The organism is Cellulomonas sp. S1-8, from assembly GCF_026184235.1.
In the GTDB taxonomy this organism is placed as follows: domain Bacteria; phylum Actinomycetota; class Actinomycetes; order Actinomycetales; family Cellulomonadaceae; genus Cellulomonas.
The window spans coordinates 719056-732451 of the sequence record NZ_CP110806.1 but is presented as its reverse complement, the minus strand read 5'-3'; the positions used below and the strand labels follow the sequence as shown (position 1 = coordinate 732451).

Genomic DNA, 13396 nt, shown 5'->3' with positions numbered 1-13396 from the left:
TCAGGTCGCCGGGTCCCGTCCCGCAAGGCGTGACGCGAGCAGCTCCGCGAGGTGCACGCCGGTCACGTCCGCGAGCTGCTCGGCCTGCGTGCGGCACGAGTAGCCGTCCGCCAGGTAGACGTCGCCGGGGGCTGCGGCACGCAGCGCGGGCAGCAGCGCGTTCTCGGCGACCGCGACCGACACGTCGTAGTGGCCCTTCTCCATGCCGAAGTTGCCGGCGAGGCCGCAGCAGCCGGCGAGCGTGGAGAACGTGGCGCCCGCATCGGTGAGCAGGCGGCGGTCGGCGGTCCACGTCATGACGGAGTAGTGGTGGCAGTGCGGCTGGACCACGGCGGTGACGTCGGACAGGTCGGGGACCTGCCAGCGGTCGCCGGGGCCGACCGGCGCGGGGGCGGTGAGCAGCTCGGCGAGCGTGCGGGTCTCGCGCTGCACGGCGACGGCCCGCGGGTCGTCGGGCAGCAGGTCGACCAGGTCGCTGCGCAGCACGGCCGTGCACGACGGCTCGAGCCCGACGATCGGGATGCCGTTGACGGCGAACGGCCCGAGGACCTCCAGCAGGTGCTCGAGCTGGTGGCGGGCGCCGTCGAGCTGACCGGTGCTGATCCACGTCAGGCCGCAGCAGGCGTCGTGGTCCGGGACGAGCACGTCGTAGCCGGCGTCGCGCAGCACCGCGACGGCCGCGTGCGCGACCGACGGGGCGAGCGTGTCGCTGAACGAGTCGGTCCACAGCAGCACGGGCGGGCGGGGGGCGGGCGTCCCGGGCGCGTCGGGGACGCCGGCGGCGTCGACCGTGTCGATCGGCAGCGTGACGGTGGCGGCGTCGCGACGTCCCACGACGCGCACGTCACCCGCCCGGCGTCCCGCGCCGCGCGCCCACGTCCGGAACGGCACGGGCGCGAAGCTCACCATGCCTCGACGCGTGTCCATGCCACCCAGCGCCAGGACGACCTTGGCGACCGGCCGCACGCCCAGGACGGCGTTGGCGAGCGTGGCGAGCCCCGGCACCCCGGTGACGAGCCGCGCCCACCGCGGCAGCCAGCCGAGCGCGTAGTGGTTGACCGGCCGCAGCCGCCGCCGGTACGTACGGTGCAGCACCTCCGACTTGTACTGCGCCATGTCGACGCCCGCGGGGCAGTCCGACGAGCACGCCTTGCAGCTCAGGCACAGGTCGAGGGACTCGTGCACCTCGCGCGAGGACCAGCCCCGCGACACCAGCGACCCGTTCGCCATCTCCTGCAGCACGCGGGCGCGGCCGCGCGTGGAGTCCTTCTCGTCCTTGGTGGCGAGGTACGACGGGCACATGAACCCGCCCGACGCGCTGGTGTCGGCACGGCACTTGCCGACGCCGACGCACCGGTGCACGGCGGTCGTCATGTCGCCGTCGTCGTGCGCGAACGCGAAGCCGCCCGACCCGGCCAGCAGCGACCGCGCGGCGGGGCGGCGCAGGTCCGCGTCGAGCGGGCGGGGCCGGACCAGGACGCCGGGGTTGAGCAGGTCGGACGGGTCGAACAGGTCCTTGACGGCGCCGAACAGGTCGATCGTGCGCGGCGAGTACATGAGCGGCAGCAGCTCGGAGCGTGCGCGTCCGTCACCGTGCTCGCCGGACAGCGAGCCGCCGTGCGAGGCGACGAGCGCCGCCGCGTCCTCCATGAACGCGCGCAGCGGGTCCCCGGACCGGGCCAGCGGGATGTCGAGGCGCAGGTGCACGCACCCGTCGCCGAAGTGCCCGTAGGCCAGGCCGTCGACGCGGTGGTCGGCCATCAGCGCCTCGAGCTCGCGCAGGTAGGCGCCCAGCCGCTCCGGCGGGACGGCGGAGTCCTCGAACCCGGGCCACGCCTGCTCGCCCGACGGCGTCCGCCCGCCCAGGCCGGCGCCGTCCTCGCGGATCCGCCACATCGCGGCGGCCTCGGGTCCGGGCGGGAAGATCGCGACCGCATCCGTGCCGGAGTCCGCCGCGAGCGCGCGCGCCGTCACCATCGCCTCGTCGAGCGTCGCACCGCCGACCTCGCACATCATCCAGCCACCGCCGGGCGGCAGGTCCGGCACGGCGGACGCGCCCTTGACGCGGCGCACCACGTCGACGAGCCGCGAGTCCATGCCCTCGATCGCCAGCGGCGCGTGCGCGAGCAGCGCGGGGACGGCGTCGGCGGCCGTCGGCATGTCGGGGTAGCCCAGGACGACGAGCACGGGCGCCGACGGCACGGGCACGAGGTTCACCGTCGCCCCCAGCAGCGTGACCAGCGTGCCCTCGGTGCCGACGAGCATCTTGGCCAGGTCGGTGCCGTTCTCCGGCGTCAGGTGCTCCAGGGAGTACCCCGACACCTGGCGGCGGAACCGGCCCAGCTCGGTGCGCACGACGTCGAGGTGGGCGCGGACCAGGGCGTCCAGGCCGGGGACGGGGTCGAGCGCGCCCGCACCCGCGCCGGCCGTGAACCGGCGGCCGGTGCCGTCGACGACGTCGAGGTCGACGACGTTGTCCGCGGTCCGCCCGAACGCGACGGCCCGCGGCCCGCACGCGTTGTTGCCGATCATGCCGCCGAGGGTCGCGCGGGCCTGCGTCGAGGGGTCGGGGCCGAACCGCAGGCCGTACGGCGCGGCCGCCTGCTGCAGGTGCGACATGATCACGCCCGGCTCGACGCGGGCCGTGCGGGCCTCGGGGTCGATCTCCAGGACCCGGTTCACGTGCCGCGAGAAGTCCAGGACGATGCCGGTGCCCACGGCGTTGCCGGCCACGGACGTGCCGCCGCCGCGCGACGTCAGCGGCGTGCCGGTCTCGCGGGCGACCGCCAGCGCCGCGAGGACGTCGTCGACGTCCCGCGGGAACACCACGACCTGCGGCACGACCCGGTAGTTCGACGCGTCGGTCGAGTACTCCGCCCGGCGGCGCGTGGAGTCGTCGACGCTGCCGCGGACGACGCCGCGCAGCGCGTGCACGACCTCCCGGACGGCGCTCCCGGACACGTCGGTCGTCACAGCCACGGTGCGCAGTCTCCCATCCGCCGCGTAGGACCTGCGCGCCCGGTCCACGTCCGCGCCGTCGACCGGGCCCGGGTCAGCCCGTCCGCGAGGTGCGCCCGACCATCGCCTTCGCGGCCTTGAGCGGGCTGGCGGCGTCGACCGCGGCCGTCGCCGCCGACGTGGTGGCGACCGAGGTGTAGCCCGCCCGGGTGCCGGTGACCCTGACGGTGACGGCCTTGCCGCGGTGAGCCGCGGTGAGCACGAACCTCGACGTCGTCGCGCCGGCCACGGCCACCCCCGCGACGGACCACTGGTAGGTGAGCGTCGTGCCGCTGGTCCACGTGCCCGGCACCGCCACGAGCTGGTTGCCGACCCGCGCGGCGCCCCTGATCCGGGGGGTCGAGGACGTCAGCGTGCCCGGGGCGACGGCGGCGGTCGGCGCGGAGGTCCGCACGACCGTGGCGTAGCCGACCTTGGTGCCGGTGACGGCGACGGTGATCGTCGTGCCGCGGTGGGCGGCGCCGGGGACGAACGTCGAGCTCGTCGCGCCACCGACGGCCACGCCCGCGGCGAACCACTGGTAGGACAGGCCCACCGGTGCGGGTCCCCAGGTCCCGGGCCTCGCGGTCAGCACCGAGCCGACCGCGACCGTGCCCGTGATCGTCGGCACCGGCGCGGCCGTGAGGTCGGCCGGCTCCGAGGCGTCGGGGACCGCGAGCCGTGACAGCACGACTCCCCCCGACCCGTCGGACCAGCCCAGCAGGTCGCCGGACAGGGAGATCGCCGGGCCGTAGATGTAGTACGGCTCGTCGGCAGGCCGCACGGTCGCGAAGGGTGCGTCCGCGTCGAGGGAGAAGACCTGGACCGACGCGTCGCGGTAGCCGCCGTACTCGACCTTCTCGTCCTGGCGGTACTCCCAGTCGCTCACGAGGGAGAGCGCGAACGCCGCGCCGGAGCGGGAGAGCTGGACGAGGCCCCAGCCGTCGTCCGTGCCGGCCTCGACGGCGTCGGCGGCCCCCTCGTGCGGCACCAGCGGACCCGGGTGGGCGAGGTCGCGCAGGTCGGCGACGTAGAAGGTGTGAGCGGGCTCCCAGGTGGACTCGGGGACCTCCTCGAGCCACAGCAGCAGCCGACCGTCCTCGATGCTGAGGTGGTTCACGTACCCGTGGACCGGGACGGCTTGCGCGCCCGGCACCCTGCCGACGAGGACCGCGGGTCGGGTCGTCGCGGTGTCGATCGCCCACACCTCCCCCGTCCGCTGATCCACCCACACGGCGACCGAACCCTCGCTGGCGAGGTAGCAGCCGTTGTCCCGGTCCGTGAAGACCGGTCGGCCGTAGTGCCAGACCTCCGTCTCGAACACCAGGGCGCCGGTGCGCAGGTCGTACGTCCGGCAGTCGCTCGTGAGGTCGATGCGGCCGTCGTGGATCCGGTAGTTGGCGTGGTCGTCGGAGATCGAGGTGGACCACAGCTCGGTCGTGCCGTCGAAGACCGTGAGCTCCGAGTACCCCTGGTCGTCCGGCGTGACGTGGACGTCGAGGCCGCCCTCCCGCCAGGGGGCGTTGTGGAGGCTCTCGGAGCGCGAGCTGATGTCGGCGGTCCGTGTCTTCTGCGCCGCCAACGCGACCGTCCGGCCGTCCCGCGTGTAGCCGCGGGTCCACTGCGCCCCGCCCGTGACGGAGTCGTCGGTCCAGGTCACCGAGTCGCCGCTCACGGACAGCGCGTAGACCGTCCCGACGTTGCCCAGCACCGGCGTGGCGATCACGGGCACGGGCGTGTACACGGCCGGGTCGTCGTAGCGGTAGACGTAGCCCCGCAGCAGCTGATCCGTACCGACCCACGGGTGGCTGAGCGGACCGTTGCCTGCCGGTGGCATGTAGACGACGTGGCCGTCCGAGGACGCGGTGAGCTGGCCCCGGGTGTCGTGCATCGAGAGCTGGGAGGCGGCCGTGCTGCCGTCCGCCCGGCCGATCGTCAGGGTCCGGTGGTCGGGACCGGAGAAGATCGTCGAGTCCGGGAGCGTGAGCAGGGGTGAGTGCCGCTGCGCGTCCCACCGCCGGGTCGGGGCGTCCGGGGCGAACCGGTAGACCGCCGCGGAGACCGACCCGTCGCCGGCTTTCCCGGTCCCGCTCACCCCGGGGTCCCTCCACCACTGCGCCAGCTGCACGCTCACCACGGCGCCGGAGACGGCGAGCTTCGAGGCCGCGGGCGCGTAGGAGGCACCCGGCCCGTACTGCCACTCCGAGGGGCTGCCCCCCGTGATCTCGTCGTCAGGGACGGCGCCGAGCACGCGCAGGTCCGGCTCGCCGGCCTGCCAGCCCAGCACGGTCAGGTCGGTCGGGTGGCCGGTGTCGCGCACACCGACCAGGATCCCGAGGCTGCGCCCGTCGGGCCCGGACTCCGCCAGCAGCGGCTCGGCGCCGCGGGCGACGCCCGAGGGCGCGACCGCGACGTTCGTCCGGACGACCACGGCCCCCGTGACGTCGACGCTGCGCACCACGAGGCTCCCGTCGGTGACGCAGCCGAACGTGCTCGGCCAGCGGTACGACTCGTACCACCCGGTGTCCGACCCCGTCAGGAACGTGCCCTCGACCTCCGCGCGGCCGGACCGGGTCCCTGCCAGGTCCTCCCAGACGATCTCGTCGAGGGAGTACCCCACCGAGCCGGTGATGAGGTCGCCACGGAGCCAGCGCGGGTCGTTCCCGTCCCAGGTGGGCGACTGGTCCAGGTCGCGCACCGGGTCCGGCGAGCCCGTCCGGTAGACGAGCGTGCCCATCGACCCCACGTAGCGGTGGACGTGGACGACCTGCCCCTCGGGCGAGACGAGCCGCTGCCCCTCCAGATGCGGGTCCGGGTCACGACGCGAGGAACCCTCGCGGGAGACGAGCACGTTCTCCAGCACGCCGGCGTCGGACGTCGCGACCGGGTCCGTCGCCCCGCTCGCCGCCGCGGCCGGCGCCAGGCCCTCATCGGCCCGCGCGGTCGCCCCGAACGACGACTGCCGGCCCCAGATCTCGTCGTCCGTCCGCGGGGTCGCCGTCAGGCGCAGGAGGTCCGCGGCCGCGGGGCAGTACTGCCCGGCACCCACGCGGAGCCCGATCGTCTCGTGCCGCCACGTCCCGGACGCGCCCTTGACCTGCACCTGGATGCTCGCCATGCCCTGCTGCCCGAGCTCGCCGGTCAGGGACCCCTGCGCCGTGAGCGCCACGGACGCGGGCGCCGTCGACACCGGGTCCAGGCGCCAGGTGGCCGTGGCGCCGGTCGCCATCGGCTTCGTCGTGAGCTGGACCGTGAACGGGGAGCCGATCGGCACGTCCCGGGTCGTCTCCGTGGGCACGGCGTAGCCCAGGAGGCGCTGCGCGACCCGCGCGGCCGCCTCCTGCAGCACGGCAGTCCCGGTGTACGACGTGTGCACGGCCGCCCCGGCCGTCGCGGCGCCCAGCGGGCTCGCGACCGCCTCCGGCGTCGCGAACAGGTTGCTCGTGTCGCACACGACGTCGTACAGCTGGCACACCGACGTGGTGATCGGCTGCAGGTCGCCGAGCGGCAGCGACGACAGGTCACCGGCCCAGCCGGTGAGGCCCGTCCCCGGGGCGGCCGTGCCCAGGGCGACGAGACCTCCCTCGCTGTTCCGCGCGGGGTCCGCGACCAGCACGATGCCGGCGAACTTGTCCGGGTCCGACGCGTGGACGGCCGCGGACTTGTGCACGACGAGGGCGCCCTGCGAGTAGCCGACCAGCACGATCGACTCGTCCGGGCAGCGGGTCTGCGAGTCGTCGATCACGGTGTTCAGCGCGTCGTACCCCGCCCCGATGCTGTCGAGGTACACGCTGCTCACGTGGGACGGGCTCACGTCCAGGAACAGCGCGGCGCTCACGGGCTCCGACGGGTAGTCGACCTGCACCTGCCGGACGCTGCGCCGGTCCCCGACGATGGCCTGCAGGTGGTCGCGGACGTCGGCGACCTCCCCCCCGAACCCGCCGCTCTGGTCGCTCGTCTGACCGGAGCCCCTGACGCCCACGACGAGGACGTCCGCGCAGCCCTGCAGCGCGGTGTCACCGTGCGGCACCGGCGCGGGCCAGGTCGCGGCGGCGGCGGCGGCGGGTGGCGCCCCCGGGACTGCGAGGAGGACGGCGACGAGGCTCACGACGAGCACGGACGTCAGGCGCCTGACGAAGCAAGATGGAACGGGCATGCCGGTCTCCGCGGACGATGGGGGGCGGTCGGGGACGAACCGTCGTTGGGACATCGGCGGGTCGGTGGTTGCGCTTGAGCCCCGAGCTCCCCTCGCCCCCACGTCGGCCCGGACGGCGCCGTGACGGGGCGGCATCAGCCGGTGCTCAGCGGGCAGGCCGCGCACGCCGGTGGACGCGCGTCGGCCGGCGGGCACGTGCCGCAGCCCGTGCGGCCGAGCGCCGACGACGACGTCTGGACCAGCCCGACGCGTGCGGCGTGGTCGAGGACGGTCGCGACGAGGCCCACGTCGACGCCGAGCTCGCGCGCGACCGTCGCCGGCCCCAGACCGCGACCCGACGCCGCGACGACGTCCGCGAGCAGGCTCATCGCCGCAGCCCGCCGCGGACGACGGCCACGCCGTGCCCGACTCGCCCGCCGCGCCCGCCGCTCACAGCACCGACCCGATGCGGAACACCGCGACCGCCAGCAGCCACGCGACCGCCAGCTGCACGCCCACGCACCCGAGGGTCCAGCGCGCACCGAACAGCCGCCACTGCTCGGCGACCGTCGCGAGGCACGGCGTGTAGGCGAGCACGAACACCATGAAGGCGGCGGCCGCCGCACCGGGGTGCCCGCCGGACGACTCCTCGAACGTCGCGTGCAGCCGGTCCCCCAGGTCGCCCGACGCGGCCGGGTCGTCCGGCTCGTCGACCGCGTACGCCTGCGCGAGCGCACCGACGACGACCTCCTTGGCGACGAACCCCGTGACCAGCGCCGCCGACGCGTGCCAGTCCCCGAACCCCGCGGGCGCCAGCACGGGTGCGACCGCCAGCGCCGCCCGCCCGTACAGGGAGTCCGCGACGGGCACGTCGGCCACGGCGTGCCCGCCGGTGACCGGCACGGCGAGCGCGACCCAGACCACGGTGAGCGTCACCACGATGACCTGCCCCGCCTTGGTGAGGAACGAGCGCACGCGCGCCCACGTCGAGGCGGCCAGCGCGCGCAGCCGCGGCCGCTGGTAGGCGGGCAGCGCCAGGACGAGCGGGTCGCGCACCAGGTCGCGGAACAGGGTCGCCCGCAGCAGCAGCCCGCCGACGACGACGAGCGCGATGCTCGCGACGTACATGAGGAAGATCGCGGTGCCCGCGTGCGCCGGGAAGAACACCGAGGCCAGCAGCACGTACACCGTGAGGCGCGCCGGGCAGGTCGTCCACGGCACGAGCAGGCCGACCATGAGCCGCTGGCGGGCGTGCGGCAGCGTGCGCGTCGCGGCGAGTGCGGGCAGGTTGCAGCCGAAGCCGACGACGAACGGCAGCATCGCGCGGCCGTCGAGGCCGATGGCCCGCATGGCGCGGTCGGCGACGAACGCGGCACGGGCCAGGTACCCGCAGTCCTCGAGCACGGCCACGGCGAGGAACATCAGTGCCATGAGCGGCACGAACGCGGCGACGGTGCCGACGCCGGCCAGCACGCCGTCGACGAGCAGGCCCTCGAGCCACGCGGGTGCCCGCACCGCGTCGAGCCCGGCCGTGACCGCACCGGCGAGCACGCCGTTCACGAGCCCGTCGACCGCGGCCATCAGAGGGGCCGCGGCGGTGGTGGCGAGCTGGAACAGCCCCCACATCACCGCCAGCAGCACGGGTACCCCGAGGACCGGGTGCAGCAGGACACGGTCGAGCCGGTCCGACCACGTCCGCACGCCGGCCGGCGCGATCCCGCCGACGGACCGGACGACGTCGTCGACCCACGCGAACAGCGCCTCGACGTCGTCGGGCGGCGCGTCCGCGACGTCCACGGGCAGCCGGACGCGGCCCGCTCCCGGGTCCGCGACGGTGGCGACGACCGCGTGCTCGAGGGCGTCGACGCCGTCCCCGCGGCGGGGGTGGACGGGCACGACCGGCACCCCGAGCATGTCTGCGAGGGCCGCGGCGTCGACGTCGACGCCGCGGCTGCGGGCCACGTCGAGCATGGTCAGCGCGACGACGACGCGCAGGCCCCGCCGCGCGACCTGCCCGAGCAGGTACAACGAGCGGGACAGCGCCCCGGCCTCGACCAGCACGACGGCGACGTCCGGCACGCCCACGGCGCTCGCGCCGCCCACGACGTCCGCCGTGACCTGCTCGTCCGGGGTGCGGGCCAGCAGGCTGTACGCACCGGGCAGGTCCACCAGACGCAGCGGGCTCGGCTCGGGACCGTCCGGTCGCCACGTGCCGGTCTGGAGCTCGACGGTCGTGCCGGGCGCGTTGACGACGCGCTGCCGACCCCCGGTCAGCGCGTTGAAGAGCGTGGACTTGCCGACGTTCGGGTTGCCGACGAGCACGACGAGCGGCACCGCGAGGGTGGCCGTGGTGCCGTCGGCGGGCGCGACCTCGTGACAGCTCACGAGGTCGCGCCCGTCGTCCCCGTCGCGGGCGGCGTACCGGGCCCCACGTCGACGCGCACGTGCGACGCCGTGCGGGCGTCGACGGCGAACCTGTCCGCGCCGACCGCCACGACCAGCCCGCCGAACGCGCCCCGGTGGGTGACCCGCAGGTCACCCCCGGGTCGCAGTCCCAGCTCACGCAGCCGCACGCGCGGCCCGTCGTCCAGGTCGATCGCCACGACGCGGGCGGACCCCCCGGTCGGCACACCGCTCAGCTCCACGGCGCCAACGTAGAGGTGAGGGAAGGCTCACCTCATGGGACGGAGGTCCCGGACCGCTCAGGACTCCAGCGCGGCGTCCAGCGTGATCTCCGTGCCCGTCAGGGCCTTGCTGACCGGGCAGCCGGCCTTGGCGGCCTCGGCGGCCTGCTGGAAGCCGGCCGCGTCCAGGCCCTCGACCTCGCCGCGGACCGTCAGGGCGATGCCCGTGATGCGGAAGCCGCCCGCGGGGTCCGGGCCGAGGGTCACGTCGGCGGTCACCTCGAGCGCGACGGGGGTGCCACCGGCCGCGGCGATGTCCGCCGACAGCTGCATGGCGTAGCAGGACGAGTGCGCCGCGGCGATGAGCTCCTCGGGGCTCGTGGTGCCCCCGGCGTCGTCGGCCGCGCGCTTCGGGAACGACACGTCGTACGTGCCGACCTTCGAGCTGGACAGCTCGACCTGGCCGCCACCTTCCTGCAGGGTGCCGTTCCAGGCCGTGCGTGCGCTGCGCGTGGGCATGTCCACTCCTCGTACGTCGGTGGTGGGCGCGAGCAGCGCCCGGGTTCGACCCTAGGCGGCGCCCGGCGTCATCGCGCGCGTTCGAGGTGGGCCGCGACGACGTGCCCCGGGGCCCCGGCCGCCCGCAGCGCCCACGCCGCGCGGGCGTGCAGCGCGCGGCGCTGCCCCTCGTCGAGCGCCCCGTACAGCGACGTGCGCACCAGGTCGTGGCGGAACACGAGCCGGTCGCCGCGCGCGTGCACGACGCCCGCGGCCAGGCCGTGGCGCAGCGTGCGCCAGCACTCGGTGACGGGCTCGCCCGCCAGCGCCGCGAGGTCCCCGACGACGAACGACGTGCCGAGCACCGACGCCTGCCCGAGCATCGTCAGGACCTGCGGCCCCAGGTGCTGCACGTGTGCGCGCCCGACCTCGGCGAGCTCGTCGAGCCAGCCCGTGCCGACGGCCTCGACGACGCCGCCGCTGCGCTCCAGCACGCCGCAGGCCTCGGCCGTGCGCAGCATCTCGACGACGAGCCGCGGGTTGCCGCCGGCGGTCGCGAGGACCCCGCGCAGCGCCGGGCCGGGGTTCGCGTGCAGCAGCCGCTGCGCGAGCTCGAGCGTCGCCGCGGGACCCAGCGGCCGCAGCTCGAGGTAGCGGGCGCCGGCGCGGGTCCACCCCGCGACGACGACGTCGAGCTCGGTGCGGTGCGGCACGGCGCGCATCGTCATGACGGTCAGCGCGCGGGGCAGCGCTCCCAGACCGGCGAGGCCGGACAGGAGCTGCAGGGTGCAGGTGTCGGCCAGGTGCACGTCCTCGAGCACCAGCACCCAGGGCCCGGCCTCGCCACGGCGCCGCACGAGCGCCCCGAACAGCTCGTCGGCGCGCCCGAAGCGGGCGGGCGCGGCTGCCCGGTCGGCGGGCAGCACCTCGAGCAGCGCCGTGAGCTCGGCGACGACGGGGCCGCGGTCGTCACGGCCGGGCGCGGGGCCCAGCAGGGCGTCGGTGAGCAGCGCGTAGGGCGGCGCCGACGGGCCGACGGCCCGGCCGAGGCAGACCTCGACGTCCAGCAGCTCGGCGGCCCGCTGCAGCGCCTCCACGAGGCGTGTGCGACCGACGCCGGCCTCGCCCTCGAGCAGGACCGTCGCGCCGCCGCCGGACGACACGGACGACAGCAGCTCGTCGATGTCGTCGAGCTCGGCCCCGCGCCCGACCAGCGGGCGCGCGGGGGACGTGGGCTCGGTCATGCAGCCGATCGTATGGCCCGAACGGGCGACTCAGCCGACGTACTCCCAGTGCCACGGCTCGGGCTTGCTGCCCCCGGCGCGCGCCCAGTCCGGCAGGGTCCACTGGAACGCCGGGGCGTTCTCGCGCATCCACTGGTGCTGCGCGGTCCCGAAGGTCTGGATGCGGCCCCCGAGGTCGACGGCCACCCCCATCCCGTGGTTCGACGTGCCGGGTGCCGCGCACATGTTGCCCTTGGCGGCACGGCACGCGACCTGCGCGGAGTAGGAGCGGTACGTGTCGGAGATGTCCATGTGCGTGCCGAACTCCGCGACGAACGCGGCGTCGAGCCCCTCGAGCGCCTCGGCGGCGTCGCACCGCAGCAGCGCGGAGCGGTCGAAGGACAGCGCGCACAGCGCGGACGCGGGGACGTTCCCGTTCGCGTAGCCCCGCAGCGAGGCCTTCCAGGCGGCGCGCTGGGCGGCCTGCTCGGCGGCGAGGCGCGCGGCCTCCTCGGCGGCGGCCTGCGCGGCGGCGGCCTCGGCCTTCTTCTGCTCGGTGGTGGTGAGCACGGCCTCGGCGGCCTGCTTGACCCGGTCGAGCGCCGCACGCAGGGGCGTCGTCGCCGGGTCCGCGGTGTCGGGGAGCGTCACGCCCGCGAGCCGGTCCGCGGGGGTCGCGGGGTCGACGGCGGGGGCGTCGGACGTCAGGGGGGCGTCGGGTGCGGACGCCTCGGTCGTGGGTGCCTCGGTCGTCGGCGCCGGCGTCGTCGGTGCCGGCGGGCCGGCGGTCTCCGCGGTCGCAGCGAGGGCGGCCGCGTCCGGTGTCGTGGTGGCGGCGGGCTCGGTGCGCTCGGAGCTGCGCGAGGCGGAGCTGCTGCGCTGGAGGAGTGCCGTGCCGTCCACGCCCTCGATGGCCTCCTGCAGGGCGGCGGTCGCGGCGTCGAGCTCGGCGAGGGCGTCGTCGGGGACGGCGGCCTGCGCGGCGTCGGACCGGACGCGCGACACCTCGTCGACGGCGACCTGCGCGGCCTCGACGGCCTCGACGCGCATCTGCGCGGTCGTGGCGGCGGCGGCGCGGTCGGCGGCGGCGCGGGCGAGCGAGAGGTCGCCGTCGACGACCGAGGTCGTCGGCCCGGTCCGCTCCCCGCCGTCGGCGGTCACCACGACGGCGCCCATGCTCAGGACGAGCCCGAGGGCGACGCCACCCTGGGCGACCCGGGTGGGGAGGCCGGCGGAGATGCGCACGGCGCGTGGAAGGGCGGCCGACGACGGACGTGGGGCGACATGCCTGCCGCCCGCCGACCGACGCCGACGGCTCGGCAATCTGTCACTCACGCGAAACACGTTAAGTGTGTCGGACGATCGTCCAGCACACTTGAGCCCTTTCGGGTCGCGAAGATCGTGTGCACATCCTGTTACCAGGCCGTCACACGCCCGGGCAGGTCGGCGCACTACGCTCTGAGACGTGCCCGCAGACGACGTCCGACCCGCCGTGGTCGACACCGTCCCCCCGCCCGCGTCCGACGTCGGCGGGCTCGACGACCTCTACGACATCGCCCGCCTCGCCCGACGTCTCGACGTCGAGCACGCGACGATCCGCGTGTGGCTGTCCCGCAAGGTGCCGTGGCTGCCGCCGCCCGACGGTCGCCTCAACGGCGGCGCCGTCTGGCGCGCGACGACGCTCGAGGGCATCGAGGACCGCCGGTTCCGCCGCCGACCTGGCCGCAAGCCGCGCTTCACGGCCGCGCCCGCCGCCGCCGACGTGCCGCGCACCGGGTCGATCCCGATCGTGACGGTGCGCACCCCGGGGCACGTCCTGCACAGTTCACCCGCGCCGCCGCAGGGCGACGACGCCCTCTCCGCACGCTGAGACCACCCTGAACGCCCTGCTGGGCGCAGGGCCGACGTGACCGCGCGCA

9 protein-coding genes are annotated in these 13396 nt (G+C 75.7%); 1 reads left to right on the top strand and 8 read right to left on the bottom strand.

From position 1 onward, the window contains the following. The 8 genes from OKX07_RS03395 to OKX07_RS03360 all read right to left on the bottom strand — a co-directional run bounded on the left by OKX07_RS03395 (position 1) and on the right by OKX07_RS03360 (position 12722). Entirely contained in the window at positions 1-2979 is a 2979-nt protein-coding gene (locus tag OKX07_RS03395) for an FAD-binding and (Fe-S)-binding domain-containing protein (protein WP_265630458.1), read from the bottom strand. Between the two features lie 73 nt (positions 2980-3052). Continuing rightward, entirely contained in the window at positions 3053-7153 is a 4101-nt protein-coding gene (locus OKX07_RS03390) for a cutinase family protein (RefSeq protein WP_265630457.1), read from the bottom strand. A gap of 134 nt (positions 7154-7287) precedes the next feature. Then, complete coding sequence (locus OKX07_RS03385) at positions 7288-7521, bottom strand: hypothetical protein (protein ID WP_265630456.1); 234 nt, start codon at positions 7519-7521, stop codon at positions 7288-7290. Between the two features lie 61 nt (positions 7522-7582). After that, positions 7583-9517, bottom strand: coding sequence for a ferrous iron transporter B (feoB, locus tag OKX07_RS03380; protein ID WP_265630455.1), 1935 nt, complete (start codon positions 9515-9517; stop codon positions 7583-7585). After that, on the bottom strand, positions 9514-9777 hold the full coding sequence (locus tag OKX07_RS03375; RefSeq protein WP_265630454.1) for a FeoA family protein: 264 nt from the start codon (positions 9775-9777) through the stop codon (positions 9514-9516). The genes feoB and OKX07_RS03375 overlap by 4 nt, the downstream gene beginning before the upstream one ends. A gap of 57 nt (positions 9778-9834) precedes the next feature. Continuing rightward, entirely contained in the window at positions 9835-10275 is a 441-nt protein-coding gene (locus OKX07_RS03370; protein WP_265630453.1) for an OsmC family peroxiredoxin, read from the bottom strand. A 68-nt stretch (positions 10276-10343) separates the two neighbouring features. After that, positions 10344-11498: an AAA family ATPase gene (locus OKX07_RS03365; RefSeq protein ID WP_265630452.1), complete on the bottom strand. Its 1155-nt coding sequence runs from the start codon at positions 11496-11498 to the stop codon at positions 10344-10346. 30 nt (positions 11499-11528) lie between these two features. Then, the gene (locus OKX07_RS03360) at positions 11529-12722 is read right to left on the bottom strand and encodes a M15 family metallopeptidase (protein WP_265630451.1); all 1194 of its coding nucleotides are present in this window, start codon (positions 12720-12722) and stop codon (positions 11529-11531) included. A gap of 220 nt (positions 12723-12942) precedes the next feature. Between OKX07_RS03360 and OKX07_RS03355 the strand changes: the two genes are divergently transcribed. Beyond that, the gene (locus OKX07_RS03355) at positions 12943-13347 is read left to right on the top strand and encodes a hypothetical protein (protein ID WP_265630450.1); all 405 of its coding nucleotides are present in this window, start codon (positions 12943-12945) and stop codon (positions 13345-13347) included. Positions 13348-13396: the final 49 nt, after the last annotated feature.